This window comes from Anaeromyxobacter soli (assembly GCF_022808855.1).
Lineage (GTDB): Bacteria > Myxococcota > Myxococcia > Myxococcales > Anaeromyxobacteraceae > Anaeromyxobacter > Anaeromyxobacter soli.
The window spans coordinates 23,155-48,264 of the sequence record NZ_JAKZLF010000010.1 but is presented as its reverse complement, the minus strand read 5'-3'; the positions used below and the strand labels follow the sequence as shown (position 1 = coordinate 48,264).

General features: G+C 74.7%; 24 protein-coding genes. 7 read left to right on the top strand and 17 right to left on the bottom strand.

Features of this window, described 5'->3' with window-relative positions:
- Window positions 1–30: 30 nt before the first annotated feature.
- Both odhB and MLV88_RS09615 read right to left on the bottom strand, forming a co-directional pair.
- Window positions 31–1,317 carry a 2-oxoglutarate dehydrogenase complex dihydrolipoyllysine-residue succinyltransferase gene (gene odhB / locus MLV88_RS09620; RefSeq protein WP_243337346.1) on the bottom strand — a complete coding sequence of 429 codons (1,287 nt, stop codon included), beginning with the start codon at window positions 1,315–1,317 and terminating at the stop codon, window positions 31–33.
- Between the two features lie 5 nt (window positions 1,318–1,322).
- Entirely contained in the window at window positions 1,323–4,148 is a 2,826-nt protein-coding gene (locus MLV88_RS09615; protein ID WP_243337344.1) for a 2-oxoglutarate dehydrogenase E1 component, read from the bottom strand.
- Window positions 4,149–4,216: 68 nt separating this feature from the next.
- Here MLV88_RS09615 and MLV88_RS09610 point away from each other — a divergent pair, with 68 nt between their 5' ends.
- Window positions 4,217–5,428: a methyltransferase gene (locus MLV88_RS09610; protein WP_243337341.1), complete on the top strand. Its 1,212-nt coding sequence runs from the start codon at window positions 4,217–4,219 to the stop codon at window positions 5,426–5,428.
- Here MLV88_RS09610 and MLV88_RS09605 read toward each other — a convergent pair.
- Window positions 5,398–6,549: an Acg family FMN-binding oxidoreductase gene (locus tag MLV88_RS09605; protein WP_242341010.1), complete on the bottom strand. Its 1,152-nt coding sequence runs from the start codon at window positions 6,547–6,549 to the stop codon at window positions 5,398–5,400. The genes MLV88_RS09610 and MLV88_RS09605 overlap by 31 nt on opposite strands.
- A 177-nt stretch (window positions 6,550–6,726) precedes the next feature.
- Between MLV88_RS09605 and MLV88_RS09600 the strand changes: the two genes are divergently transcribed.
- On the top strand, window positions 6,727–8,028 hold the full coding sequence (locus tag MLV88_RS09600) for a hemolysin family protein (RefSeq protein ID WP_308197151.1): 1,302 nt from the start codon (window positions 6,727–6,729) through the stop codon (window positions 8,026–8,028).
- A gap of 110 nt (window positions 8,029–8,138) precedes the next feature.
- Here MLV88_RS09600 and MLV88_RS09595 read toward each other — a convergent pair whose 3' ends face one another.
- The 5 genes from MLV88_RS09595 to MLV88_RS09575 form a co-directional block, all read right to left on the bottom strand.
- Window positions 8,139–9,176 carry an NAD-dependent epimerase/dehydratase family protein gene (locus tag MLV88_RS09595; protein ID WP_242352612.1) on the bottom strand — a complete coding sequence of 346 codons (1,038 nt, stop codon included), beginning with the start codon at window positions 9,174–9,176 and terminating at the stop codon, window positions 8,139–8,141.
- Window positions 9,161–9,550 (bottom strand): response regulator, encoded by a 390-nt coding sequence (locus MLV88_RS09590; protein WP_242341007.1) that lies wholly within the window; start codon window positions 9,548–9,550, stop codon window positions 9,161–9,163. Before MLV88_RS09590 ends, MLV88_RS09595 begins: the two co-directional genes overlap by 16 nt.
- A gap of 131 nt (window positions 9,551–9,681) precedes the next feature.
- Entirely contained in the window at window positions 9,682–10,059 is a 378-nt protein-coding gene (locus tag MLV88_RS09585; protein WP_242341006.1) for a hypothetical protein, read from the bottom strand.
- Window positions 10,060–10,196: 137 nt separating this feature from the next.
- Window positions 10,197–12,107 (bottom strand): coiled-coil domain-containing protein, encoded by a 1,911-nt coding sequence (locus MLV88_RS09580; RefSeq protein ID WP_242341005.1) that lies wholly within the window; start codon window positions 12,105–12,107, stop codon window positions 10,197–10,199.
- A gap of 14 nt (window positions 12,108–12,121) precedes the next feature.
- Window positions 12,122–12,919: a prolipoprotein diacylglyceryl transferase gene (locus MLV88_RS09575; protein WP_242372366.1), complete on the bottom strand. Its 798-nt coding sequence runs from the start codon at window positions 12,917–12,919 to the stop codon at window positions 12,122–12,124.
- Window positions 12,920–13,130: 211 nt separating this feature from the next.
- On the opposite strand from MLV88_RS09575, the gene MLV88_RS09570 reads away from it, so the two are divergent.
- Both MLV88_RS09570 and MLV88_RS09565 read left to right on the top strand, forming a co-directional pair.
- The gene (locus MLV88_RS09570; RefSeq protein ID WP_242341003.1) at window positions 13,131–14,243 is read left to right on the top strand and encodes a phosphotransferase family protein; all 1,113 of its coding nucleotides are present in this window, start codon (window positions 13,131–13,133) and stop codon (window positions 14,241–14,243) included.
- Window positions 14,240–14,755, top strand: coding sequence for an adenylyl-sulfate kinase (locus MLV88_RS09565; protein ID WP_242341002.1), 516 nt, complete (start codon window positions 14,240–14,242; stop codon window positions 14,753–14,755). The genes MLV88_RS09570 and MLV88_RS09565 overlap by 4 nt, the downstream gene beginning before the upstream one ends.
- 9 nt (window positions 14,756–14,764) lie before the next feature.
- On the opposite strand, the gene MLV88_RS09560 is transcribed toward MLV88_RS09565, so the two are convergent.
- On the bottom strand, window positions 14,765–15,385 hold the full coding sequence (locus MLV88_RS09560) for a hypothetical protein (RefSeq protein WP_242341001.1): 621 nt from the start codon (window positions 15,383–15,385) through the stop codon (window positions 14,765–14,767).
- 185 nt (window positions 15,386–15,570) lie between these two features.
- Here MLV88_RS09560 and MLV88_RS09555 point away from each other — a divergent pair, with 185 nt between their 5' ends.
- Window positions 15,571–17,382 carry a DUF294 nucleotidyltransferase-like domain-containing protein gene (locus tag MLV88_RS09555; RefSeq protein ID WP_243337338.1) on the top strand — a complete coding sequence of 604 codons (1,812 nt, stop codon included), beginning with the start codon at window positions 15,571–15,573 and terminating at the stop codon, window positions 17,380–17,382.
- Between the two features lie 355 nt (window positions 17,383–17,737).
- Here MLV88_RS09555 and MLV88_RS09550 read toward each other — a convergent pair whose 3' ends face one another.
- Window positions 17,738–18,217, bottom strand: coding sequence for an HNH endonuclease (locus MLV88_RS09550; protein ID WP_408628794.1), 480 nt, complete (start codon window positions 18,215–18,217; stop codon window positions 17,738–17,740).
- Window positions 18,218–18,895: 678 nt separating this feature from the next.
- Window positions 18,896–19,468 carry a type 1 glutamine amidotransferase domain-containing protein gene (locus MLV88_RS09545; protein ID WP_242341444.1) on the bottom strand — a complete coding sequence of 191 codons (573 nt, stop codon included), beginning with the start codon at window positions 19,466–19,468 and terminating at the stop codon, window positions 18,896–18,898.
- A 203-nt stretch (window positions 19,469–19,671) separates the two neighbouring features.
- On the opposite strand from MLV88_RS09545, the gene MLV88_RS09540 reads away from it, so the two are divergent.
- Entirely contained in the window at window positions 19,672–20,274 is a 603-nt protein-coding gene (locus MLV88_RS09540; protein WP_242341445.1) for a 3'-5' exonuclease, read from the top strand.
- A gap of 10 nt (window positions 20,275–20,284) precedes the next feature.
- On the opposite strand, the gene MLV88_RS24130 is transcribed toward MLV88_RS09540, so the two are convergent.
- The 4 genes from MLV88_RS24130 to MLV88_RS09525 all read right to left on the bottom strand — a co-directional run bounded on the left by MLV88_RS24130 (window position 20,285) and on the right by MLV88_RS09525 (window position 22,979).
- On the bottom strand, window positions 20,285–20,416 hold the full coding sequence (locus MLV88_RS24130) for a hypothetical protein (protein WP_255840998.1): 132 nt from the start codon (window positions 20,414–20,416) through the stop codon (window positions 20,285–20,287).
- 124 nt (window positions 20,417–20,540) lie between these two features.
- The gene (locus tag MLV88_RS09535; RefSeq protein WP_242352616.1) at window positions 20,541–21,101 is read right to left on the bottom strand and encodes a DUF3501 family protein; all 561 of its coding nucleotides are present in this window, start codon (window positions 21,099–21,101) and stop codon (window positions 20,541–20,543) included.
- A complete protein-coding gene (locus MLV88_RS09530; protein WP_242352618.1) occupies window positions 21,098–22,465 on the bottom strand; it encodes a heterodisulfide reductase-related iron-sulfur binding cluster in 1,368 nt (455 codons plus the stop codon). The genes MLV88_RS09535 and MLV88_RS09530 overlap by 4 nt, the downstream gene beginning before the upstream one ends.
- A gap of 94 nt (window positions 22,466–22,559) precedes the next feature.
- Window positions 22,560–22,979, bottom strand: a complete 420-nt coding sequence (locus MLV88_RS09525) for a rubrerythrin family protein (RefSeq protein ID WP_242341448.1) — start codon at window positions 22,977–22,979, stop codon at window positions 22,560–22,562.
- 160 nt (window positions 22,980–23,139) lie between these two features.
- Here MLV88_RS09525 and MLV88_RS09520 point away from each other — a divergent pair, with 160 nt between their 5' ends.
- The gene (locus MLV88_RS09520) at window positions 23,140–23,400 is read left to right on the top strand and encodes a hypothetical protein (protein ID WP_242352620.1); all 261 of its coding nucleotides are present in this window, start codon (window positions 23,140–23,142) and stop codon (window positions 23,398–23,400) included.
- A 4-nt stretch (window positions 23,401–23,404) separates the two neighbouring features.
- On the opposite strand, the gene MLV88_RS09515 is transcribed toward MLV88_RS09520, so the two are convergent.
- Window positions 23,405–24,052 (bottom strand): diacylglycerol kinase, encoded by a 648-nt coding sequence (locus tag MLV88_RS09515; RefSeq protein WP_242352622.1) that lies wholly within the window; start codon window positions 24,050–24,052, stop codon window positions 23,405–23,407.
- Window positions 24,053–24,087: 35 nt separating this feature from the next.
- Entirely contained in the window at window positions 24,088–25,074 is a 987-nt protein-coding gene (locus MLV88_RS09510) for a dihydroorotate dehydrogenase-like protein (RefSeq protein ID WP_242340585.1), read from the bottom strand.
- Window positions 25,075–25,110 lie beyond the last annotated feature (36 nt).

Genomic DNA, 25,110 nt, shown 5'->3' with positions numbered 1-25,110 from the left:
GGGGACGCCCGGCCGCCGACCCGTCCCGCCTCAGATCTCGAGCAGGATCCGCTCGGGATCCTCGATGGCGTTCTTCACCGCGATGAGGAACTGCACCGCCTCGCGTCCGTCGACGATGCGGTGGTCGTACGAGAGGGCGACGTACATCATCGGCCGCGCGACGATCGCGTCCCCCTCGACCACCGCGCGCTTCTCGATCTTGTGGAGCCCGAGGATCCCGGACTGCGGCGGGTTCAGGATGGGCGTCGAGAGCAGCGAGCCGTAGATGCCGCCGTTCGAGATCGTGAACGTACCGCCGGCGAGGTCGTCCATCGTGATGCGGTTGTCCCGCGCCTTCCTGGCGAGCTCGCCGATCGTCTTCTCCACGTCGGCGAAGGAGAGCGCGTCCGCGTCGCGCACGATGGGGACCACGAGCCCCTTGCCGCCGCCGACCGCCACCCCGATGTCGTAGTGGTCCTTGTAGACGATGTCGGTGCCGCGCACCTCCGCGTTCACCACCGGGAACGCGCGCAGCCCCTCGACCGCCGCCTTCACGAAGAAGGACATGAAGCCGAGCTTCACGCCGTGCTTCGCGAGGAACGTCTCCCCGTGCCGCTCGCGCAGCGCGAGCACGCGCGACATGTCGATCTCGTTGAAGGTGGTGAGGATCGCGGCGGTCTGCTGGGCCTCCACGAGCCGCCGAGCGACCGTGCGCCGGAGCGACGTCATCGCCACGACGCGCTCCCGGGCGGTCGCGCCGTCCCTGGGGGCCGGGGCGGGCGCGGGCGCGGGACCGCGCGCGGCCGCCGGCCGCTCGAGGGCGCGCACCACGTCCTCCTTGCGCACCTGGCCTCCGGGGCCCGAGCCCGCCACGGCGCCCAGCTCGAGCCCGTGCTCGGCGAGGAGCCGCCGCGCGCTCGGCGGGGCCCGGCGCGCACCCGCGGAGGGTGCGGGGGCCGCCGGCGCGGTACGCACGGTCGGTGGGGCCGCTGCAGGCGGGGTCGGAGCAGGGGGCGGAGGCTCGGCCCGCGCCACGGGGACGACGCCACCCGGCGTGGGGCCCGAGCCGAGCGGGGATGTCGCGGCCGCCTCGCCGGCGGCGCCTTCCTCGAGCTCCGCGATGGCCTCCCCCACCGCGACGGTGTCGCCGGTGCGCTTCAGCACCCGCTTCAGGACGCCCGCGGCGGGCGCCGGGACCGCCACCGTGGCCTTCTCGCTCTCGACCTCGACGAGCGGCTCGTCCACCTGGACGCGCTCGCCTTCGTTCTTGAGCCACGCGCCGATGGTGGCCTGCGTCACCGACTCTCCGAGAGACGGGACCTTCAGCTGGATGGACATGATCTTCAGCGCTCCTGGGCGGCCGCGCGCTCCGCGCGGATCCGCGAGACGGGCTCTCCGAGGGCCTCGCGCACGAGCTGCTCCTGCTCGAGCCGGTGGCGCGTCGCCGACCCGGCCGCCGGGCTCGCCGACGGTCCGCGCGAGACGAGCGCGATCCGCGACGGGAGCCGCGGCGCGAGGTGGGCGTTCACGTAGTCCCACGCGCCCATGTTCGACGGCTCCTCCTGCGACCAGACGATCTCGACCCCCGGGCGGAAGCGCGCGATGGCGGTCCGCACCGACTCCACGTCGAGCGGGTAGAGCTGCTCGAGCCGTACGATCGCCGCGTGCCGCGCACCCTGAGCCTCCCGCGCGGCGGCGAGGTCGTAGTAGAGCTTGCCCGAGCACAGGACGACCCGCGTCGTCTCCGTTGGGTCGACCCACTCGTCGTCGATCACGGGGCGGAAGCGCTCCTGCACGAGCTGATCGAGCGGCGACACGACCTTCGGGTGCCTGAGGAGGCTCTTCGGCGACATCACCACGAGCGGCTTGCGGTACGGCGAGCGCACCTGGCGGCGCAGCGCGTGGAAGTACTGGGCGGGGGTGGTGAGGTTCACCACGCGCCAGTTGTCGTCCACGGAGAGCTCGAGGAAGCGCTCGAGCCGCGCGGACGAGTGCTCCGGACCCTGCCCCTCCATGCCGTGAGGCAGGAGCAGCGCGAGCCCGGAGAGCCGGTTCCACTTGGCCTCTCCGGAGGAGAGGAACTGGTCGATGATGACCTGCGCCGCGTTCACGAAGTCGCCGAACTGCGCCTCCCAGACGGTGAGCGCGTCCGGCATCTCGAGGCTGTAGCCGTACTCGAACCCGAGCGCGCCCGCCTCCGAGAGCAGGCTGTCGCGGATCTCGACCGGACCCTGGCCGCTCCGCAGATGGGCGAGCGGCGAGTACGGGATGCCCGACTCGTGGTCGTAGAGCACCGCGTGCCGGTGGCTGAAGGTGCCGCGTCGCGTGTCCTGGCCGGAGAGCCGGATGCGCGTGCCCTCCCACGCGAGCGTGCCGAGCGCGAGCTCCTCCGCCATCGCCCAGTCCACCGGCTTCTCGCCGCGCACCATCTGGGCGCGCGCCTCGAGCACCTTCGCGAGCTTCGGGTGAACGCGGAAGCCGCGCGGGACCTCGACGAGCAGGTCGCCCACCTTCCGCAAGACGTCCGGCGCGACGCCGGTCTGCGGCTCCTCGCGGCCCATCGCCCCGCCGCGGAAGTCCTTCCAGAACCCGGTCATCGGCGGGGCGCCCGCCTGGACCGCGATCTTCGCCGAGTCGTGGTACGCCTCCTCGAGCCGCGCGCGGTAGCGCGCGACCATCTGCTCGAGCTCGCCGGCCGCGAGCGTCCCCTCCTTCACGAGCGCCTGCGCGTAGAGCGCCTTCAGGGTCGGCTTGCGCGCGATGGCCCGGTACATGACGGGCTGGGTGAACGCGGGCTCGTCCCCCTCGTTGTGGCCGTGCCGCCGGTAGGTCCACAGGTCGATCACCACGTCCCGGTGAAAGCGCTGGCGGAAGTCGACGGCGATCAGCACCGCCTGGGCGACCGCCTCCATGTCCTCGCCGTTCACGTGGATGATGGGGATCTGCAGCATGCGCGCGGGGCCGGTGCTGTAGGTCGTCGAGCGCGCGTCGCGGGGCGAGGTCGTGAAGCCGACCTGGTTGTTCACGATGACGTGGATCGTGCCGCCCACCGTGTACGCCTCGAGCTCCGACATCTGGAGCGACTCGGCGACGACGCCCTGGGCCGCGAACGCCGCGTCGCCGTGGACGAGGATGGGCAGCGAGCGCTGGCGCCCGGTGTCGCTGTAGCGATCCTGCTTCGCGCGCACCCGCCCCTGCACCACCGTGTCGATCCACTCGAGGTGGCTCGGGTTGAACGCGAGCGACAGGTGCACGAGGACGCCCTCGGCGCTCTCGCGGTCCGAGGAGTAGCCGAGGTGGTACTTCACGTCGCCCCCGCCGGCGTTCACGATGGCCGCGTCGCGGAACTCGGCGAAGATGTCGCGGAGCGGCTTGCCGACCACGTTGGCGAGCACGTTGAGCCGCCCGCGGTGCGCCATGCCGATGACGACGTTGCGCACCCCGTGGCCGATGGCCCGATCCACCGCGAGCTCGAAGAGCGGCAGGAGCCCCTCGGCGCCCTCCACGCTGAAGCGCTTCGCGCCGAGGAACTTCGTCCCGAGGTACTGCTCGAGCGTCTCCGCCTCGACGAGCTTCTCGAGCAGCCGCTTCTTCACCCCGGCGTCGAGCGACACGCGGTTGCGCGTGCGCTCCATCCGCTGCTCGAGCCAGCCGCGCAGGTCGGCGTCGTGCATGTGCGCGAGCTCGACGCCGATCGTCCGGCAGTAGGTCTCCTCCAGCCTCGCCACGAGCTGCCGGAGCGTGTCACCGCGGTGCCCCTCCGGGTCCGCCGCGGGCCGGTCGAGGTCCGCCTCGGAGAGCCCGAACGCCGCGAGTGAGAAGCGCTCCGCGCGGCGGGTGAGCGCAAGGGGATCGAGGTCGGCCCGCAGGTGGCCGTACTCGCGGTACGCGGTGACGAGCCGGTCCACCCGCGCCTGGAACGCGGCGTCCGCCGACGCGGTCGCCGCAGCAGCAGGGGCGGCGTGCGCGGCCCCGTTCGGCCGCCGAGGCGCGAACGCCTCCGGCGCCGGCTCGCTGCCCGGGGAGGCCGGCAGCGCCTCGAAGTACCTGCGCCAGCGCTCGTCCACCGCGCTGGGCTCGGCGAGCCACTCGTAGTACAGCTTCTCGACGAAGCTCAGGTTGTTGGCGCTCGGCGCCGGGACGGGAAGATCGGTCTCGGGTGATGACATGTCGCGACATAACTTAACTGGCCGACCGAACGCCGCCTCGTGGAACGGTGCCGCAACGAGCTTCCCCGGTGATCTCGCCCCCTCTGCTGATCTGGCGCACCCCGTCCGGTGAGCGCCGGGCCGCGTGGCTCTCGCAGCTCGTGCCTGCGCCGGCGCGGGCGGGCGCCGCCGACGACCGCACCACCGCCGCGGTCGCCGTCGCGCGCGCCAGCAGCGGGGAGGCCCTCGTGTACGAGGGCGATTATCACAATGCGCGACAGCTCCTCACCGCCATGGCGCGGCGGCTCGCCCGCCCCGGCCAGGCCCCCTCCGGCGCCAGACGGCGCGGCCGCCCTGCGCCCGGCGCCCGGCGGCCCGCTCTCCCGCTCCCTCCCCCCACCCAGGACCTTGCGTCGGAGTTCCGGCGGGAGCGCGCGCTGAAGCGGCTCGAGCACGAGGTGCTCACCCGCCTCGTCGTACCGGTCGAGGCGGGCTGGCGCGTCGCGCTCCCCCGGGCGCCGGACGTGGCCTCCGCCTGCGAGGAGGCCCTCGGCCCCATGCCGCAGGGGCCCGGGCTCCTGCCGCTGCGGGAGCTGCTCGGGATCGTCGGGGCGCACGAGTGGCGGCGGCGCGGCGTCGAGGTGCGGGCCCTCGGCGCGCGCGTCCACCCGCGCTATGGCGTCTACGCTCCGGTGCGCGCCGAGTACGTGGACCTCGTCGCTGCCGCGGCCGCCGAGTGGCCGGTCGCGGGGAAGCGGGCCTACGACGTCGGCACCGGCACGGGCGTGCTGGCGCTCGTCCTCGCCCGCGCCGGCGCGCGGGTCGTCGCGACCGACGTCGAGTCCGCCGCGGTCGCGTGCGCCCGCGAGAACGCGGCGCGGCTCGGGCTCGCGGATCGCGTCGAGGTGGTGCAGGCGGATCTCTTCCCCGAGGACGGCGCGCCGGTCGAGCTCGTCGTCTCGAATCCGCCCTGGCTGCCCGCCGAGGCGGCCTCGCCCCTGGAGCGCGCGGTGTACGACCCCGGCGGCAGGTTCCTCGACCGGCTCCTCCGCACGCTGCCCGCGCGGCTCGCGCCGGGCGGCGAGGCCTGGATCGTCATCTCGGATCTCGCCGAGCGGCTCGGGCTCCGGCCCCCCGGCGCCGTCGAGGCGCTCGCCGTCGCCGCGGGGCTCGTGGTCCGCGACGTGCGCGAGACGCGCCCGGCGCATCCGCGGGTCCAGGATCGCGAGGACCCGCTCCACGCCGCGCGCGCGGCGGAGCGGACCCGCCTCTACCGGCTCGGCGCGGCGCCCCCGGGCTGAGCCCGGGTGGGCCGCGCGCCGCCCGTCAGGATGCCGGGCCGCGGCAGCGCGAGCGGCGGGGCGCGCAGCGCGAGGGGCTGCGGCCGCGCGGGCGTGGCGGCGAACGCGCGGAGCACGCCCTCCACCGGCCGCCGCGGGGGAGCGCGCACCTCGAGACCATAGCCGAGCCTGAACATGATCTGGGGCGCGCCGCGCTCCCCGATCGCCTCGCGCAGCCGGTGGCGCAGGTCGGGGAGCTCGATGACCTGGGAGAAGTACGACGCGTAGAGCCCGGCGCAGGTGGCGCGGAGCAGCACGCGCTGCAGCGCCTCGCCGGCGGCGATCCAGCCGGCCTCCGCGTCGTCCGGCGTGGACAGGACGAGCAGGGCCTTCGTCCCGATCGCCCGGCGCCGGTCGCGGTCCGCCTCCGCGCGGCCGGTCCCCGCGAAGCGCACGGCGAGCGGGTGCACGAAGGCGGCGGCGTCGCTCATGCCGTAGGAGTAGCCCGGCAGGCCGTCCTGGCGGCTCGACGAGTTGGAGCGCGTCCAGGCGGCGAGCTCGGCCCGGAACCTGCCGCTCGCCCACTGGAGCCGGTCGCCCTCGGCCACGATCTCCGACACCGCTCGCCGCTCGCGCTCCTCGACGACCCGCAGGGACACGTGCTCCCGGCGCGCCTCGCGGAGCAGCGCCGTGAGGAGGCCGTCCGGTGGCTCGCGGCCGTCGAGCGGGAGCCGGTTCGTGCGCCGCAGCGGGATGGCGCGGAACATGGCCTCGGCCTCCGGCGTGGACGCCCAGCGCTCCTCGAGCCGCACCCGCGCGACGAGGCCGTCCGCGCGATGGGCGGGCATGGTCTCGACCGACAGGGTGTGGCCGAAGTGCTGGGCGGCGACGCGCAGGTTCACGAGCGCCGCGCCGCACGCCATGAGGAGCTGCCGGCCATCGGGGTCTGCGGCGGGGAGCGCGCGCGAGGCGTCGGCGAAGACTCGGACCTCGTCCCCCTCGATCTCGAAGATCCAGGGCTGGGTGTTGTGGCGCGACGGCGCGAGCACCGCGTAGCGGAGCAGTGACCGCAGGCGATCCGCGGCCCCGTCGCCCTCGCGGAACCCTCCCTCCGCGGGGTGCCCCGCGTGCTCCCTGCGCATTTGACGCTCCGCGTCAGCCCGGAGCCGGGCTGGTGATACTGTGGCTATGCCCGCGCCCTGCCCCGCGCGAGTCCCCTGCCGGGCGACTCCGCCGGCGGTACGCCCGCGCCGCGCCGGATCGCGTGGTAGACCACCCGAGGAGGCCCGATCCTGAACGACATCCTCGTCGAGCTCGCCATCGTCCTCGCCCTCGTGCTGGCGAACGGCGTCTTCTCCGGCGCCGAGATCGCGGTGCTCTCGATCCGAAGGACGCGGCTCGCCCAGCTCGTCGAGGAGGGCAGCGCGTCCGCGCGCGCGGTGAGGAAGCTGCGCGACCGGCCGGAGCAGTTCCTCGCGACGGTGCAGGTCGGCATCACGGTCATCGGCGCCACCGCGGCCGCGTTCGGCGGCGCCTCGCTCGCGCGGAGGATCGCCCCCGCGATCGCCACCCTCCCCGGCCTCGCGCACTACGCGGAGGCGATCGCGCTGGGCCTCGTCGTCGCCGCCGTCTCCTACCTGTCCCTCGTGCTCGGCGAGCTCGTCCCCAAGTCGATCGCGCTGCGGGCGGCCGAGCGCTACGGCCTCGCCGTCGCCCGGCCGCTCCTCGGCCTCGCGCAGGTCGCCCGGCCGCTCGTGTGGGTCCTGACGCAGTCCTCGAACCTGCTCCTCCGGCCGTTCGGCGATCGGACCACCTTCACGGAGTCGCGCCTGTCCGCCGAGGAGCTCGAGCAGCTCGTCGACGAGGCCGGGCGGGCGGGGGCGCTCGACGCTCCGACCGCCGAGATCGCCTCGCGCGCGCTGGCCTTCCGCGATCTCACGGCGGGGGACGTGATGGTGCCGAGGAGCCGGGTGGTCGCGCTGCCGCGGGACGCGTCGCAGGAGGACCTGAAGCGAATGCTCCTCGAGGAGGGGCACTCGCGCATGCCCGTGTTCGACGGCACCCTCGACAACCTGATCGGCTACGTGATGGCGAAGGACCTCGCCGCGATGGCGTGGGAGCGGCAGCTGATCGTCCTCGACGACCTCCTCCGCCCGGTGCACTTCGTCCCGGAGGCCGCCAAGGCGGTCCACGTGCTGCGCGACCTCCAGCGCCGCCGCACGCAGATCGCCGCGGTGGTGGACGAGCACGGCGGCATCGCGGGGCTCCTCACCCTCGAGGACCTCGTCGAGGAGCTCGTCGGCGACATCTTCGGCGAGACGGAGGAGCCCGAGGCGCTCTGGCACACCGAGGCGGACGGCGCCGCGCTCGTCCGCGGCGAGGCGCCCATCCGCGAGGTGAACCGCGGCCTCGCGCTCGACCTACCCGAGGGCGAGGACTACACGACCGTCGCCGGCCTGTGCATCGCGCTCGCCGGCGCCGTCCCCGAGCGCGGCGCGCGGCTGCGCACCGACGACGGGACCGAGATCGAGATCGTCGAGGCGTCGCCGCGGCTGGTGCGGCTCGTGCGGATCCGGCCGAAGGCCCCGAGCAGCGAGGAGGACGAGGCGGCCGGGGAGTAGGCTCGGCATGTTCGCACGGGGGCTGCGCCCCCGCTCGCCGGGTCCCGTGCGCCGCCGCGAGCGGCTTCGCCGCTTCCGCGGCGTCGCCCCGGCGGGCTCGCTTCGCTCGCCTACCCTGCGCCGAGCGCCCTCAGCTCCGGCGTCTCCGCCCGCAGCCGGCCGCGGGCGATCGCCCAGCGGAGCGTGTCCTTCACCATCTCGTCGAAGGGCCGGATCCCGTAGCCCAGCTCGCGCTCCGCCTTCGCGCTCGACACGAACGTGTAGAGCGCGGCGGCGCGGACGAGCTCGCGGGTCATCGCGGCCTGGCCGCCGCCGAGGCGGGCGAAGAGCTCCTGCAACCCCGCCGCGGCGAGCGCGGCGGCGAGCGGGATACGCGGCGGCGCCTTCACGCCGGACAGCTCGGCGACCCGGGTGACGAGCTCGCTCACGCGCAGGTTGTGGCCGCCGAGGACGTAGGTCTCGCCGGGCCTCCCGCGCAGGAGCGCCGCCACGTGACCGCGCGCGACGTCGCGCACGTCGCAGAACGACGCGCCGCCCTCCACGTAGGCGGGGATGCGCCGCCGCACGAGCGCCACGACCGTCGCCGCGGACGAGCCGTGCACGTCGCCGGGCCCGAGCACGTAGGCGGGGCGCACGACCACGACGGGGAGCCCGCGGGCGGCGAGCGCGAGCGCGACCTGCTCGCCGCGGAGCTTCGAGACGAAGTACGGGATGCCGAGCGCCTCGGCGTTGCCGGCGGAGGTCTCGTCGGCGATCCGCGCGTCGCGGGTCCCCCCGAGCACCGCGGTGGACGAGGTGAGTACCGCGCGCGCGACCCCCGACTCCCTCGCGGCCCCCAGCACGACCTCGACGGAGCGCGCGTTCGCCGCCATGAGCGCCTCGGGCGCGGCGCGGAAGCCGGCGAGACCGGCGGTGTGGACCACGGCGTCACAGCCGTCGAGCGCGGCCCGGACCGCCTCCGGATCGAGCGCGTCGCCGCGCGCGAGCTCCAGCGGCGCGGCATCGCCCTCCGGCGAGGCGAGGGCTTCCAGCCCCGAGGTGTCGGAGCGCTCCCGCGCCAGCGCGCGGACCGCGTGCCCGCTCGCGAGGAGCTCGCGGGCGACGGCGCCTCCGAGGAATCCCGTGGCGCCGGTCAGGAGGACGCGCATCGCGCGCTGGACGGCGGCGCCGAGTGGCGCTCGATCGTGTCGAGCAGCACGCCCAGCTCGAACGGCTTCGAGAGATAGCCGTTGACCCGAGGGAGCGGCATCGCGGGGGTGGACGCCGCCGCGGTCATGAGGACGATGGGGATGTCGCGCAGCGTCGCGTCCTCGCGCAGCGCGTCGATGAGCTGCGCGCCGTTCATGACCGGCATCACCAGATCCACCACGATGAGGTCGGGGGGCGCCGCGTCGCGGAGCCAGCGAAGCGCCTCCTTGCCGTTCTCGACCGGCGCGACGGCGTAGCCCTCGGAGACGAGGCACTCGGCCACGCTGTCTCTGATGCCGTCGTCGTCCTCGACGAGGAGGATGGAGCGGTTCATGTTCATGGGTCGGGACGGGCAGTTATACCCTGCCCCCCGAGGGGACGGCCGGCTCCGATGGGGAACCGTGCACTGGAGCAGGCGATCGGCGCCCCACCCGGTGACACGCCGGCGTCCAGCGGGACGGTGGCTCAGATCTCGAGCGTGCTCCCCGGCTGCGTCTCGAAGATCGGGACGGCGGGCGCGCCTCCGATCGGCGGGTGGCCCGGTGGGAGCCGGGGCGCGGCGGGAGAATGCCCGAGCGGCTCCTGGGACGCGCTCTCACCCGCCGGCCCGCCGCAGCCGTGCACCGCCCGGAGCTCGCCCACCATCGCCTCGAACCGTTCGCGGGCGTTCGCGTCGCCGCCGTGCAGGGCAGCGAAGTACTCCCGGGCGAGCTCGGGGTCCTGCAGCATCCGGGCTGCCGTGAGCCCGGAGCACAGGTCGGTCTCCGTGCCGTGTGAGCGGCGGGCGGAACCGATCACGACCCCGAGGGCCAAGGCCGCGACGACGACGGCAAAGCGCTTCATGACCCCTCCCGGGCGAGGGGAAACCCCACCCCTGGAGATCGATGTAAGCGCGACCTAGTCTCGCAGCCCGGCTGCACGTGCGCCCGGTAGGGGCTCGGCTTTGCACGCTCCGTGCGTTCGCGGACGAACCGGACGCTTCAGGGACGGAAGCGTCTCTCGATGCGGTGGCGGAGCTGGTCGAGCAGTGCCTCGGGCGAGGTGCCAGAGGACGGATCCACCGCGAGGCGAAGCTTCGCGCCGGGCGCCACCGGCGCGTCGGCGGAGAGCACCCCGCCGCGGGATGTGCCGAGCGACAGCGCCTCTCCGGGAACGTCGACGCCGTACTGGACGAGGTACAGCTCGGCGAAGCGGCGGAGCAGCTCTCCGGCGGTCAGCCGCTCGCGCTCTGCCGGGAGCATCTGGAACCCGATCGCCGTGCCGGCGAGCTGCGCGGTCACCTCCGCGACGAGCCCGAGCCTGAGGGCGTGCGGCGCGAGCGCCTCGAGCCCGTCGAGCTCGCCGTATCGCCAGTAGCTCCGCAGGATGGCGCCGCAGCCGGGGCAGACGACGCCGTGGCGCTCGTCGAGCCCGCGGGTGCGGAGGAGGTGCTGCGCCGGACCGCTCGCGCCGCAGCCCGCGCAGGCCTCGGCCGGCCCGAGCGTGGCGAGCACCGCGCGCGCGAGCGCCGCGACCTGCTCGCGCTCGAGCGCGATGCGGACGCCTGCGAGGAGCTCCGCCTCGGCGAGCTGGACACCCGCCACGACCTCCTCGCCGTGGGCGCGAGCGCCGAGCACGAGGTGCCGCGGCAGCCGCGCGAGCGCGCGCGCGAGCTCGGGCGCGTCGGGCAGCGCCGGACGCAGCCGCTCCCACGCCGCGCTCCAGCCCTCGGCCCGCGCGATCGCGTCCGGCGGCCGTCCCCCAGCCTCCTCCGCGAAGAACGCGAGGAGCGTCAGCGCCGCCTCGGCCGGCGACGCCTGCGCCGCATCCTCGAGCTTGCGCGCGAGGTCGCGCGCCGCGGGCGTGGCGCGCTGCCGCTCGAGCCGCGCCGCGCCCATCCGCACGAGGCCGCCCTCCGCCAGCGGGTCGAACGCCCGCCGCGCGCCGGTCGGTCCGCGTCTCTCGATCTTCGTCATGAACGCCGTCCTCGCGCGCGCGACCGCGCGCGCCGCCGTGCCCAGCAGCCCGAGGCGGACGAGCGCGTCCGCGTACGCCGCGCGCGCCTCGTCGGCGAGCTCGACGTGCGTCTCCCCGAGGAGGTCCCCGCCCGCCTGCGCGCGGCGGCGCGACTCGGCGAGGAGCCGCGCCGTGTCGCTCCGCAGGAGCCGCTCCCGCTCGCGCCCGAGCGCCGCGCGGATCCGCTCGAGCGCGCTCGTCCGCCGGTCGAGGTGGGCGCGCCGCTCCTCGGGCGAGACGTCCGGGTCGAGCTCTCCCGCGCCGAGCCGCTCCGCCATCAGCTCGAGCGTGGCGAGATCGCCAGCCTCGTACGCCGCGTTCGCGCGCGCCATGAGCTCGCCGAGCCGCTCGCGCGCGCCGTCCTCCTGCGCGAGGTCGGGGTGGAGCAGGCGGGCGAGGCTCCGGTGCAGCCGCTTCAGCGCGAGCGCCTCGGGCTCGAGCATCGCGGCTGCCTCCTCCGCGTCCCCCCCGTCACCGGCCTCGCCCTCGCGCTCGGCTCCGTCGTCGTCCTCGGCCTCGGAGCGCCGAACCCGGGCGGCGCGCGCCGCCGCGGCGGCCGCGGAGAGCGGGCCGCCGGAGCGTCGTGCCCCCGCCTGCGGTGCCGTCGCGCCGCCGTCACGGAGCTCGCCCTCGAGCACGGCGAGCCGGCCCTCGAGGGCCTGGATGCGCCGGACCAGCCGCTCGGCGGCGTGGAGCTCCTGGAAGGCCTCTCCGAGCGACCGCTCGTAGGCGCGCGCGAAGTCGGCGAGCGTGGCCGAGAGCGCCTCGACCTCGAGGTCGAGCGCGGTCACCTCCTCGAGCGTCGAGCGGAGCCGCGCCTCGGCGGCGAGCGTGGCCGGGTCGGGGGCGGGCCGCCCGACGTGCACCAGCGCCGAGCGCGCCCGCGAGTCGCCCATCGGCGACCGTTCTATCACCGGCCGGCGCCGGCCGCGAACCGCCCCGCCTCGCTCGCCGGCCCGGGGCGCCGGGACAGCTGCCACGCGCCGTAGGCGACGAGCACGATCACGGCGTACTGCGCGGGCGTGAGCCCGAGGTAGCGCGCGTCCGCGTAGGCCACGTCGCGCGCGCGCAGGAAGTCGAGCAGGAAGCGGGCGAGGCCGTACACCACCGCGAGGAGACCGAGCAGCCGGCCGCGCAGGATCCCGCGCCGGTGGAGCACCCACAGCACCGCGCCGAGCGACAGGAGCACGATGGCCTCGTAGAGGCCGAGGTCGTGGCGCCCGCCGTCCGGGAAGCGCACCGCCAGGAAGAAGTCGCTGTGGATGCCTGGGTGGTCGTGCACCGTGAAGCAGCCGACACGGGCGATGCCCCAGCCCGGCGCGACGCCGAGCGCGAACGCGTCCCCGTAGTCGTGGAAGCGGATCTTCTTGCGCCGGAAGTAGAAGGCCGCGGCGAGGACGCCGCCGAGGAGCCCTCCCATCGACGAGAGGCCCTCCCAGAACTTGAGGATGCGCCAGGGATCCTCGAGCTCCTCCGGGTGGTAGAAGAAGAGGTGCACGAAGTGCCCGGCGAGGACCCCCGTGAGCACCCCGACCACCGCGAAGTCCAGGATGACCTGAGGGTTCCTGCCGGTCTCGCCGGCGCCGCGCGCGGCGAGCTTCACCGCGGCGAGGATCCCGAGCGCGGACAGCACGCCGAAGGACTGGATGGTGAAGGGACCGAGCGACAGGCTCGGCAACTCGAACCACGGGATGAGGGCGAGCGGCATCGGGCCCGTGTTTACGACCGACCACTCGCCCGGCCAAGAGAAAATGCTGACCCCTCCCTCCCCCTGACGGACGCGGCCGCTCGGCGGCCTCCGCCAGCGGGCCCTCCGCGCCGCCCGAGCCCCCGGGCGCGTCCCTCGCGAACGTGGCGCCCCGCCGCGGTGGCGTCCCGAGCCCGCGCGTGCGCTATGAGCGCAGGGGGGGAGCGAGGGCATGGCGGAGATCCCGGAAGGCCTGCGCGAGCTCGCGGCGACGCTCTTCCCGGGCGCAGCGCTCGAGGCGGTCGAGCCGCTCGCGGCGGACGCGGCGGGCGGCGAGGCGGAGAAGGCGATCGGCTACGGCGAGCCGCTGCGCGTCACGGTCCGCCTCCCGGACGGCGCGCGCCGCCGGTTCGTCTTCCGGACGCAGCGCGCCGACGCCTTCGGCCACGACCGCCGGGCGGACCGCCTCGAGGGTGCGCTCCTCTCCCACGAGCTCTTCAACGCGCTGCCCGCCCACGTCCGCGCGCTCGACGTCGGGGTGGCGAAGGCGGACGGGCGCTTCCTCTCGCTCTCCGGGACCGGCGAGCCCTACCTCGTCACCGACTTCGCGGAGGGCGCGCTGTATGCGGAGGACCTGCGGCGCCTCGCGCGCGGAGGCGCCGCGCTGCCGCTCGACCTCGCGCGCGCGGACGCGCTCGCGGGCTACCTCGCCGCGCTGCACGGGGAGAAGCTCGACGACGCGATCGCGTGGCGGCGCGCGGTGCGCGATCTGGTGGGGCACGGCGAGGGGATCTTCGGGATGGTGGACGGCTATCCGCCCGCGGTGCCCGCCGCGCCGCCCGAGCGGCTCCGGGCGATCGAGGAGCGCTGCCTCGCCTGGCGCTGGCGGCTCCGCGAGCGGCCCGCGCGCCTCGCCCGCACCCACGGCGACTTCCACCCCTTCAACATCGTGTTCCGCCCGCCCGGCGCCGGCGAGGACGGCTCGGGCTTCGCGCTCCTCGACGCCTCCCGCGGCGGCAAGGGCGATCCCGCCGACGACGTCGTCGCGCTGGCGGTGAACTACCCGTTCTTCGCGCTCGATCACCCCGGCGCCTGGCGCGCGCTCGGCCTGCTGTGGCGCCGCTTCTGGGGCCGCTACCTCGCCGCGAGCGGCGACGCAGCGGTGCTCGAGAGCGCGCCGCCCTACCTCGCCTGGCGGGCGCTCGTGCTCGCCTCGCCGCGCTTCTACCCGCGCCTCACCGCCGCCTCGCGCGACGCCCTCCTCGGCCTCGCCGAGCGCGCGCTCGACGCCGGGCGGCTCGACCTCGACGCGCCAGCGGCGCTCTTCACGGAGGACGGGGCGTGACGCACGGGCCCGGCGGCGGTGCGGTCGTGTGGGTGACGGGGCTCCCCTCGTCGGGCAAGTCCACCTTCGCGCGCCGCCTGCGGGCGCGGCTCGCCGCCCGGGGGCGGCCCGCGGCGCTCCTCGACGGGGACGCGGTGCGCGCCGCGCTGCACCCGGCGCCCGGCTACGAGCCGGCCGCGAGGGCGGCGTTCTACGAGACGCTCGGCGATCTCGCGCTGCTGCTCGCGGCGGACGGGCTCGTCGCCGTCGTGGCCGCCACCGCGAGCCGGCGCGCCTTCCGCGACCGCGTGCGCGCGCGAGCGCCCCGCTTCGTCGAGGTCCACCTGGCGGTGCCCGCGGAGCTCTGCGCCGCGCGCGATCCGAAGGGCCTGTGGGCGCGCGCCCGGGCGGGCGAGGCGCCGGAGCTCCCCGGCGCCGGCCGCGCGTACGAGCCGCCCGTCGCGCCGGAGGTGGTCGCGACGGGCGGTGAGGACGACGCCGCGCTCGAGGCCGCGCTGGCGGCGCTCGGGTGAGACTCATCATCAGAGCTCGATCCCGACCCCTCCGACGACGCCGAAGGTCGTGCCGCCGGCCTCGTAGGTCGAGCGCGTCGTGGTTGCGCCGCCCGAGGACGGCACCGCGACGTCCTTCTTCACGAGATCCCAGCGCGCGAACGGCGCGCCGGAGAGGACGAGGCGCGTCGGGCCGAGCGGCAGGCGCAGGGACAGCGTGGGGCGGACGCCGACGTAGGGCAGCCAGACCGACTGCGCGTCGGTGCCGATGTTCGTGATGCGGTGCCCGCCGAGCTCGCCGAGGAAGTCCACGCGGACGAGGTCGGTGACGTCCCACTTGAAGCCGACGAGCGGCGTGAGGACGAAGCTGTCCGTCGCCTCGCGGAACGAGCCCTCGTACAGCGCGCCCACGTCGAGCCAGCCGAGGCGGAGGAGCGCGGAGGCGCCGTAGGTGTCGAGGTTGCCGTCGAGCGTGTCCCGATCGAGCGTCTCCACGCCGTGCTTCAGCCCGAGCACGTCGTAGCGGGAGGCGCCGCCCCAGACGCCGAGCGTGAGGGACCAGCCCGAGTTGGGGGCGGTGTCGGCGGCCGCGAGGCGAGGCCCCGCGAGGGCGAGGGCAGCGGCGATGATGAAGAGGCGGGGGGTGCGCATGAGCCACTCCTGTCGTCGAAGAACCACGATGTCGTCCGTCCCGGTCAGCTCCGCTCGCAGGGCGGCGGCGCCTCCGGGGCGTGATCCCGCCCATTCGACGGGATGGGCAGGCGTGGAGCAAGAACCGCACCGCCGCGCCCGGTTCGGCGGCGGGCCCGCGGCGCCGCTCTGCTATCCTCGCCCACATGGTCGCTCTCGATCCGGTCACGTTCGTCCGCTCGACCCCGCCGTTCGACGGGCTCCCGCAGGACGCGTTCGACCACGCTGCGCGCGCCATCGAGATCGTGTTCCACCCGGCCGGCACGCGGCTCCTCACCCGCGGCGGGGAGCCCTCGCAGCACCTGTACGTGATCCGCAAGGGGGCGGTCCGGCTCGAGCGCGAGGGCCAGACCGTGCAGCTCCTCGAGGAGGGCGAGATCTTCGGCTTCACCTCGCTCATCTCGGGCGAGGCGACGCTCGACGTGACCGTCGAGGAGGATCTGCTCGCCTACCGCCTGCCCCAGTCGGAGTTCGAGAAGCTGCTCGCGCACGCGGCCTTCGCGGGCCACTTCGCCTCGGGGCTCGCCGAGCGCCTCCGCAACAGCCTCGAGCGCTCGCAGGTGGCGAGCTTCCAGCCCGACCTCGGCGTCCCCGTCGCGACCCTGCTACGCGGCCGCGGGCCCGTGCGCGTCCCGGCGACCGCCACGGTGGGCGAGGCGGCGCGGGTCATGGCCGAGCGCTGCGTGGGGTCGGCGCTCGTGGACTCGGAGCCGCCGGGCATCGTGACGGATCGTGACTTCGGGCGTCGCGTGCTCGCGATGGGACGCGGCCCCGAGACGCCCGTGGTCGAGGTCGCGAGCGCGCCGCTCCGCACCGTGCCGGCGGAGACGCCGGTGTACGAGGCGTGGCGCATCCTCCTCGACTCGGGGGTGCACCACCTCCCGGTCACGCGGGGCGGAGAGATCACAGGCGTGCTCTCGTCCACCGACCTCCTGCGCTTCACCGCGGCGGGACCCGTGGCGGTGATGCGCAGCGTCGAGCGGCTCGCGAGCCGGGAGGCGCTGCCGGGGTACGGGGCGCGCGTCGCGGAGATGGCGTCGGCGCTGTTCGCGGGCGGGCTCGAGCCGATCGTGATCGGCGGGTTCGTGGCGCGCCTCAACGACACGCTCCTCGCCCGCATCCTCCGCATGGCCGAGGCCGACCTCGGCGCGCCCCCGACGCCCTACACCTGGCTCGCCTTCGGCTCCGAGGGGCGCATGGAGCAGACGCTCCTCACCGATCAGGACAACGCGCTCGTCTACGGTGAGGACACGCCGGCCGCCCGCGCCTACTTCGCGCGCTTCGCCGAGCGCGCCATCGCGGACCTGCAGGCGGCCGGGTTCCCGCGCTGCCCGGGCGGCTACATGGCGACGCGCTGGCAGGGCCCGCTCGAGGAGTGGCGCGAGCGGTTCCGCGGCTGGCTCGAGAAGCCCACCCCCACCGCGCTCCTCGAGGCGTCGATCTTCTTCGACTTCCGGCCCGTGTACGGCGGCCTCGACGTGTCGATGCTCCACGCGCTCGCCGGCCGGGCGGCCGGCGCGCGCACCTTCCTCTCCGCCATGGCGAAGAGCGCCCTCACCTTCCGACCGCCGGGCGGGCTCGTGCTCCGGATCCGCGGCGACGCCTCGAAGGTGGACCTCAAGCTGAAGGGCATCAGCTCGATCGTCTTCCTGGCCCGCGTCTACGGCCTCGAGGCCGGGGCGCGCACGTCCAACACGCTCGGCCGCCTGCGCGCCGCCTGCGAGGCGGGGCTCATCGCGAAGGACACGCTCGAGAACCTCTCGGAGGCGTACGGGTTCCTCCTGAGGCTGCGCCTGCGCGAGCAGCTCCGGATGATCGCCGAGGGCCGCCCGCCCGTGAACGTCGTCTCGATCGCCGATCTGTCCTCGCTGGAGCGCAGCCGGCTCCGCGACACGTTCCGCGCGATCGAGGACTGGCAGGAGCGGGCGGCCTACCACTACCGCACCGACATGTTCTGACCCGGCGCACGATCCCGGGCCTGCGACGGGGGTGCTCGCTCCTCGCGGCTCCGGCGTACCGAGGCAGTCTCAGGATTCGTCACATCTTCGGCTGCTGACCCGAGGGAGCGGCTTCGGTCGGCCGAGCGGCGCACCGCGCGCTCCGGCTCGGCATCGACGGGTCAGCACGCGCGCGCCGGGAACGCTCCGGGCGGAGCACTGCGGGCGACAGAGCGGTGAGCGTCACCGGCGGGGGCGCAGGGGTTCGGAAGCCCGGAAGTACGCGAGCGGCGAGTCGTCGCTCTGGCCGCGCGGCCATGCGACCCAACCCCGGTTCGCCGGAGGTTCTCCCAACTCCGGGCCGGCTGCCGCAGGGTCACGGCGCCCACATTCCCAGCTGCCTGACGGGACGCAGCGGCGCCACGTCAGCGAGCGAGAGCGACGATGGCCCGTCGCCCGCGTCGCGGCGGAAGCGATCCATGTGCTCGCGCCCGAAGGTGCTCTCTGCGTGAAGCAGGTTGTGAGCTCGGCAGGCGAGCCGAAGATTCTCGATCGTGGACGGCCCCCCGAGGGCGGCGGGCTGGATGTGGTCGAGCTCGAGCTTCCAGCGGCTGTTGCAGCGACAGCCGTCCGGGCCGACCCAGGCGCAGCGCCCGCCATCGCGCGTCCACACCGCGCGGCGCACTATCGCCGGGATCGTGGTCCTCTCCGCCGGCGGCTTCGCCGGGGTCTTCTTCGTCGCGGCGGCCTTCGTCGTCCCGGCCTGCTTCACTTCCTTCGTCTTCCGCTTCGACGCGACAGCGCCTTTGCGCTTGCCGTGCTTTTCGATCGCGCAGCGGATCGCCTCGTGGAGCACCGCCGCGAGGTCGCCGTCCGGGACCTTGTGCGACAGAAGCGACCGGAGCGTCTCGAGGTCCTCCTTGCAGGCGCGGTCGAGGGTGACACGGAGCGACCAGTGGCTCTCCGAGACGGCGAGCGTCTCGGCCCGTCGCTTCGGCTGCGCGACGGGGGGCGGGGGCGCCGGCAGCGCGCCGGCCGCGGGTCCCGGTTCGAGGGTCGGCTTCGCGGTGCCGCGCTCGGTCGTCGTCTCAGCCTGCCCAGTTCGAAGCTCCGGAGACGCTCCAGGCTCGCGCCTGCGCGGCGTTCTCCACGTCGCCCTCGTCGAGGCACTCCGGCGGTCGGCGCGCCTGCCACGCGCAAGAAGCGTGCGCGAGAGCAGCCTTTCCGCGCCGCCTGTATGCCGGAGCGCGATCGGGGCGAGAAGGCGTCAACGGGACATGTTTCACCCACCGCAACTGGGACGTCTTGCCTCGTCGCGAGAAGAGCCGCGACACCGGCCGGCACTACCGCTGGCGATAGTTGTCACCCACGGTGAATACAATCGACCACGAGCTGCGGAGGCGCCTTCTGAGACGGAAGCAGTACGCCTCGCCGCTCGTCGCTGCGCTTCCCCGTCTCGGCTCCGGTCTCGTGCGCCTTGCGTCCAGGCCGGGCGCGACGACGGCCGGAGCCGAGGCGCGCCCGCAGCCCGAGGTCAGTGCATCGTGGGCGTCTCGCCGTGCTCTCCGCCGGCCGCCGGGCGGCGCGCCTCGGCGGTGCGGTCGAGCTGCCGCAGGATGGCGGCGGAGAACGCGGCGAGGTCGCCGGGGTTGCGGGAGGTGATGAGGTTCCCGTCCTCCACCACCTCGCGGTCCACCCAGCGCGCGCCCGCGTTGATGAGGTCGGTCTTGAGCGACGGCCAGGAGGTGACGGTCCGGCCGTCGATGGCGTCGGCCTCGACGAGCATCCACGGGCCGTGGCACACGGCGGCGACCGGCTTCCCCGCCACGAACATGTCGCGCGTGAGCCGCACCATGTCGAGGCTCGTGCGGAGGTGATCCGGCGAGTAGCCGCCGGGGACGACGAGCGCGGCGAACTCCTCGGCGCGGACGTCCTTCGCCGCCCGCTCGACCGTCACCTTCTCCTTCTTCTGCTTGCCCTCGAGCTTCTTTCCCTGCTCGAGCCCGACGATGACCACCTCGTGCCCGGCCTCGCGGAGCCGGTCGTACGGCACGCGGAGCTCCGAGTCCTCGAACATGTCGTCCACGATGAAGGCGATGCGAGCCATGTGTTCCCCCGGGGTTCAACCGGAGACGTTTCGCACGCCGGGGGCCCTCGCCAACCGCCGCGGACACGACGCTCACGCGAAGGCCGCGCGGAGAGGGGCGCCGGAGGTGCCGGAGCCCGCGAGAGGCCTGACGAGGGGGCGGGCCGCCGTCGCCCGTGTCGGGCGACACGACGGCGGGCGCGGCGCATGCTAGGAACGGGCTCGTGCTCTGGCCCTCGCCGCCCTGGGACGGCATCACCTACTGGGCGCTCGACCTCGAGACCGGCGGGCTCGACGTGAAGTCCGATCCCATCCTCGCCGTCGGGATGGTCCCGATCCGGGCAGGCGCGATCCGGCTCGGGGAGGCCTACGCGACGCTCGTCCGCCCCGCGGCGACGGAGGGAATCCGGCCGGACTCGATGCGGGCGCACCACCTCGTCCCGCACGACGTACGCGAGGCCCCCCCGCTCGAGGAGGTGCTGAGGGAGGTCGATCGCCGGCTCGGCGAGGGGGCGCTCCTCGTGCACAACGCGGCGGTGGACGTCCGCTTCCTCCGCCGCGCCTATCGCGGCGCGGGGATGCGCTGGCCGGGGCCGCCCGTGGTGGACACCGTCGCGCTCCTGCTCAAGGCCGCGCGCCGGGCGCGCTTCGTGGATCCGGACGCGCCCGAGATCGAGCCGGAGCTGAACCTCGCCGCCGCGCGGCGCCGCGTCCACCTGCCGGAGTACGGCACGCACGACGCGCTCATGGACGCCGTCTCCGCGGCCGAGCTGTTCCTCGTCCTGCGCCGCCGCCTCGCGGCGAAGACGCTGCGCGACCTCCGCTGAGGCGAGCAGGTCAGTGCGCGAGCAGCGCCGCGAAGAGGAGCGTCACCGCCGCGAGCGTCACCGCCCACTCCTCCCACTCGGACGCGGCGGGGCGCGGCACGGCCAGGGCGAGGGCGCGGGGAGAGGTCGGGTGGCGTCGCATCGGTGTCTACCTCCGGGCGAGCGAGCGCGCGCCCGCCTCCCTGAGAGGTAGCCGGGGCCCCGCGCGGGCGCAACCGCCCCCTCGGGCCGGGTCACCGCCGCGAGGCGCACGATGGTGTCGCGCATCACGAGTCCGAGGACAGATCCGCGCGCAGGGCCTCGCGCTGCTCCACCTCGAGCGGCGCCTCGACGGTGAAGCCGGGCAGATCCGCGCCCGCCGCGACGGGCACCTCTCCCCCGACGTCGAACTTGAGGTACTGCACGGAGGACAGCCGGTCGTCGCCGATCTGGCGCGGATCGAAGCGGGGGCGGATCTTCCGGCCGTCGGCGAGCTTCAGGTACAGGTGGCGGGGCAGGTCCAGCCACTCGCGCAGCCTGCGGTCGCGCTCGGCGGGCTCGGGGAGCTCGATGAGCAGGGACACCCCGAGCTCGCCCTTCCCGCCGAGCAGCTCGTTGTAGGTCTCGAGCTCGTGCCGGATGTCCTCCTCGCGCGTCATCCGCTCGGCCCGGATCATCTCCTGCACCTGGTAGCGGACGGTGGCGGCGTTCTCGAAGAGGAAGGTGAGCACGCCGCCGACGTGCACGCGCCGGCGCCGCTTCGCCTCGATGATCCCGGGGCGGAGCTCCGCCCGCGAGCGCTCGTAGGTGGAGACGTCGAGGAGCTCCTCGCGCCGCACCGGCCTCATCGCGTGCCTCCCTCGCCGCCCTCGCCGAAGCCGTCGTCGCGATAGGCGCGCGCGAGCAGCGACAGCGGGTGGAGCGGCTTCTTCCCCGCGTGCTGCTCGAACTGCAGCGCCGCGAGGGGGCAGTCCGTGGCCCAGGTCGTGGCCTCCGCGGCCTTCATGCCGTCGAACGCCTTCCTGCCGATCCGCTGCGACGGCTCGAACCCCTCGACCGTCAGCGCGAAGGTCCCGTCGTGCCCGCAGCACTCCATCACCGTGGCGGTCACCGTGACGCCGGGGATCTTGCGAAGCAGGTCACGGCCCTTGAAGCCCACCCCCTGCGCGCGCAGGTGGCACGGCGCGTGGTAGGCGACCTTTCCGCCGGGGGGCGCGGAGCGGAACGCCGTCGAGAACCGCTCCTCGTTGCGGATCGACCAGAGGTACTCGGAGACGTCCATGACCGCGGGCGCGAGCCGCTCCGCGCTCCCCCGGTCGGCGCCCTCGAGCAGGTGGGGCCACTCGCGGCGCATCATCATCGAGCAGGTCGGGTTCACCACGAGCACCTTCGCGCCCCGCTCGACGTACGGCATGAGCAGCTCGAGATCGCGGTGCGCCTGGCGCCGGAGCGCCTCGAGGTCGCCGTGCTCCCACGCGGGCATCCCGCAGCAGACGAGCCCCTTCACGACGCGCACGTCCACGCCGCAGCGCCGGAGCACGAAGAGCGCGTCCTTGCCGATGTCCGGCTCGTTGTGCTGCACGAAGCAGGTCTGGAACAGCACCGCCTCGCCGCCCGGCTCCGCCTTCACGTAGCCTTGGCCCTCGGCCCACCGGTCGAACGGCTGGGCCGCGAAGTCGGGGAGCTTCTTGTCGCGGTGGATCCCGACCGTCTTCTCCATGAGCACGCGCAGGGGCCGCGAGCGGTTCGCGGCGTTCGCCGCGCCGAGGGACAGCCGCGCCAGGCGCCCGGCGCCGTCCGGATCGTTGAGCACGCGCTGGCGAAGCGTGCGCGGCTTGCCCCGCTGGTGGACGCCGCGGTAGCGGTGGACGAGGGCGGGGAAGTCGAGCTGGAACTCGTGGCCGTCCCGCGGCGTGTACGGGCACTGCACCTCGCAGAGCTTGCACTGGAAGCACGCGTCCATCACGTGCGCGACGTCGCCCGCGCCGAGCGCGTGCACGTCGCCGTCGTACTTCTGGTCGAGGAGGGTGAACAGGCGCGGGAAGCTGTCGCAGTACTTGAAGCACATGCGGCAGCCGTGACAGATCTCGAAGGCGCGGCGGACCTCCCCCTCGAGCGCCGCCCGATCCCAGTACCTCGCCTCGGACGGATCGTAGGAGAGCCCCGGCGTGGGCTGGTACGAGATCCTCTTCGGCTGCTCGGGCGTGGTCATGGCGGCGGTTTTCTCCGGGGCGGCTCGACGCGGAACGACCCGGCGCACGCCCGCGAAGGGGGCGCGCCGGGTCGCGGTCGGAGCGTGCGCGCCCTCAGCTGATGCTCTTCAGCATCTTGTCGAAGCGGCCGGCGTGAGACTTCTCAGCCTTCGCGAGCGTCTCGAACCAGTCGGCCGCCTCGGTGAAGCCCTCGTCACGCGCGGTCTTCGCGAAGCCCGGGTACATGTCGGTGTACTCGTGCGTCTCGCCCGCGATGGCGGCCTTGAGGTTCGTCGCCGTGTCGCCCATCGGCAGGCCGGTGGCGGGATCGCCGACCGCCTTCAGGAAGTCGAGGTGACCGTGCGCGTGGCCGGTCTCGCCCTCCGCGGTCTCGCGGAAGTTCATGGCGACCTCCGGGTAGCCCTCCACGTCGGCGATCTTCGCGAAGTACAGGTAGCGGCGGTTCGCCTGGGACTCCCCCGCGAACGCGTCCTTGAGGTTCTGCTCGGTCTTGCTGCCCTTGAGGTTCGCCATGGTGTCTCCTCGCCTCCGAGGCGATGGGGGACGCTCGAGATCCGGCCCGCGGGGTGCGGGCGTCGGGCGAGCGGAATCGGTGCGGGGAACCTATCGGAGCGACGTGGGATTGCATCGCCCCCGGTGGGTGGCCAGCGTGAGGATCGAGCAGGAGGGTGCGATGTCCGAGCGCAGGGATCCGATGTTCGATCGCGAGCTCGCGCGTCGGCGCGAGAACGAGAAGAAGGACCTCGACGTGGAGAGCCGGCACGGGGAACGGCCGCTGGAGGGGCTGTCTCCGGAGGGCGCGGGGACGACCTGGACGTCGGACCAGGACGAGCGCGAGGCGGAGCGCGTCCACGGTCACGACGAGGAGCGCTCGCGGGAGGCCTCGCGCCGGCAGATCCCCGAGCACCCCGGCGATCCGCTGCCGGAGGGGTAGGCGTTCACCTTCGGTGGACGGGGGGTCCCTCCCCCGCGGCGCGCCGGGCGGCGGCCGCGGCGCCGAGCGCGAGGAGCAGCGCCGCCACGGCGAGGGCCACCCCGCTCTGCACGGCGGGGGCGACGAGGCCCAGGCCGAGCCCGCCCGCGAGGGCGAGCGCGAGCCGCGCAACCCCGCCGCGCTCGACGGGCGCGGGGAGCCGCCACGCGGCGAGCGCGGCGACCGCGGCCCCTGCCACCGACGGGGCGAGCGCCCGGGCTCCTTCGGCGAGCGCCGCGATCCGGGGCGCGAGGACGGCGGCCGCGACCGCGACGCTCGCGACGGCGAGCGCGAGCACGGCGCCGGCGGCGGCGTCCTTCGCGAAGCGGGCGCGCGGATCCGGACCGGGCAGCACCACGTCGACGATCGTCTCGAGCGCCGAGTTCACCGCCTCGGCGGCGACGACCGCGCCCGCGCAGGCGAGGACGAGCGCGCGCTCCGCCGCGGTGAGCTCGAGCACCGCCGCGCCGCACGTCGCGAGGACGCCGAGCCCGAGGTGGATGCGGAGGTTCCGCTCGCGGAGGGCTGCGTCGGCGAGGCCCGCGCCCGCGCAGGCGAAGGCCCGGACGAGGGCGGCCGGCGCGGGGGGCGGCCTGGGCGAGGGGGTGGCCATCGCCCGACATGCTGCCACGGGGCGACGGCCGTGGATCAGATGTTCTGCGACAGGATGAGGTGCACGTACTGGGCTCGCTCGAACGCCCCGGGATCGCTCACCTCGCGCTGGGACAGCGCCCCCCGGAGCTCGTCCAGCGTCGAGATGCCGCGGCGGTCCAGCCAGTCCTCGAGCTCCGCGAGCACCTTTCCGAGGTGCGGCATCCCGTTCTTCATGAGCGCTGAGGCGAGCTGCACCACGTGCGCGCCGGCCAGGATCTGCTTCAGCACGCCGGCGGCGTCGTACACCCCCGTGGTCGCGGCGAGGTGGGCGCGCACCCGCCCGTGCAGCAGGGCGATCCAGCGCAGCGGCAGGAGCGACTCCGCCGGTGAAGAAGGGGTCATGGTCGGCGCCGCCGCCATGCGCTCGAGCGAGATGTCGGGCTGCAGGAACCGGTTGAAGAGGACGAGGCCGTCCACCTCGAGCGCGTCGAGCCGGGAGGCGAAGTTCGCGAGCGAGGTGAAGTACGGCGAGAGCTTCACCGCGATCGGGATGCGCACCGCGTGGCGAACGGCGGCGACGATCTCGAGGTAGCGCGCCTCGATCTCCGCCGCCGACACGGCCGGATCCGCCTCCACCGCGTACAGGTTCACCTCGAGCGCGTCCGCGCCCGCCTGCTCGATGTCGCGCGCGTACTCCGTCCAGCTCCCGGGCGCCGCGCAGTTGAGGCTCGCGATGACCGGGATCTCGAGCGCCCGCTTCGCGCGCTCGACGAGCGACAGGTAGTCGTGCGGCCCGACCCGCTGCGGCGGGAAGTAGGTGCGCGCCTCGGGGTTCGACTCGGCGCCGCGGAGGAGCTCCTCCTCGAGCGCGCTCGTCGACGACTCGAGCTGCTCCTCGAACAGCGACCGGAGCACCACCGCCCCCGCGCCGTGCCCCTCCGCGGCCTCGAGGTTCTCGAGGCGGTTCGAGAGCGCGCAGCTCGCGAGCACGAGCGGGCTGGGCAGCGCGAGCCCCATGTACTCGGTGACGAGCTCGGCCATGTGATCTCCGCGAGGCCCTCCTCTCCGGGTTTACCG

Bases quoted from the DNA above. Each gene is read 5' to 3' on its own strand.
- MLV88_RS09535 (WP_242352616.1), bottom strand. From the start codon at position 21,101: ATGAGGCCGGTGCGGCGCGAGGAGCTCCTCGACGTCTCCACCTACGAG.
- MLV88_RS09545 (WP_242341444.1), bottom strand. From the start codon at position 19,468: ATGGCTCGCATCGCCTTCATCGTGGACGACATGTTCGAGGACTCGGAG.
- MLV88_RS09590 (WP_242341007.1), bottom strand. From the start codon at position 9,550: ATGAACCGCTCCATCCTCCTCGTCGAGGACGACGACGGCATCAGAGAC.
- MLV88_RS09615 (WP_243337344.1), bottom strand. From the start codon at position 4,148: ATGTCATCACCCGAGACCGATCTTCCCGTCCCGGCGCCGAGCGCCAAC.
- MLV88_RS09575 (WP_242372366.1), bottom strand. From the start codon at position 12,919: ATGCCGCTCGCCCTCATCCCGTGGTTCGAGTTGCCGAGCCTGTCGCTC.
- MLV88_RS09525 (WP_242341448.1), bottom strand. From the start codon at position 22,979: ATGGCGAACCTCAAGGGCAGCAAGACCGAGCAGAACCTCAAGGACGCG.
- MLV88_RS09605 (WP_242341010.1), bottom strand. From the start codon at position 6,549: ATGCGCAGGGAGCACGCGGGGCACCCCGCGGAGGGAGGGTTCCGCGAG.
- MLV88_RS09585 (WP_242341006.1), bottom strand. From the start codon at position 10,059: ATGAAGCGCTTTGCCGTCGTCGTCGCGGCCTTGGCCCTCGGGGTCGTG.
- MLV88_RS09595 (WP_242352612.1), bottom strand. From the start codon at position 9,176: ATGCGCGTCCTCCTGACCGGCGCCACGGGATTCCTCGGAGGCGCCGTC.
- odhB (WP_243337346.1), bottom strand. From the start codon at position 1,317: ATGTCCATCCAGCTGAAGGTCCCGTCTCTCGGAGAGTCGGTGACGCAG.
- MLV88_RS09580 (WP_242341005.1), bottom strand. From the start codon at position 12,107: ATGGGCGACTCGCGGGCGCGCTCGGCGCTGGTGCACGTCGGGCGGCCC.
- MLV88_RS09510 (WP_242340585.1), bottom strand. From the start codon at position 25,074: ATGGCCGAGCTCGTCACCGAGTACATGGGGCTCGCGCTGCCCAGCCCG.
- MLV88_RS09515 (WP_242352622.1), bottom strand. From the start codon at position 24,052: ATGGCCACCCCCTCGCCCAGGCCGCCCCCCGCGCCGGCCGCCCTCGTC.
- MLV88_RS09530 (WP_242352618.1), bottom strand. From the start codon at position 22,465: ATGACCACGCCCGAGCAGCCGAAGAGGATCTCGTACCAGCCCACGCCG.
- MLV88_RS09555 (WP_243337338.1), top strand. From the start codon at position 15,571: ATGGTCGCTCTCGATCCGGTCACGTTCGTCCGCTCGACCCCGCCGTTC.
- MLV88_RS09570 (WP_242341003.1), top strand. From the start codon at position 13,131: ATGGCGGAGATCCCGGAAGGCCTGCGCGAGCTCGCGGCGACGCTCTTC.
- MLV88_RS09520 (WP_242352620.1), top strand. From the start codon at position 23,140: ATGTCCGAGCGCAGGGATCCGATGTTCGATCGCGAGCTCGCGCGTCGG.
- MLV88_RS09560 (WP_242341001.1), bottom strand. From the start codon at position 15,385: ATGCGCACCCCCCGCCTCTTCATCATCGCCGCTGCCCTCGCCCTCGCG.
- MLV88_RS24130 (WP_255840998.1), bottom strand. From the start codon at position 20,416: ATGCGACGCCACCCGACCTCTCCCCGCGCCCTCGCCCTGGCCGTGCCG.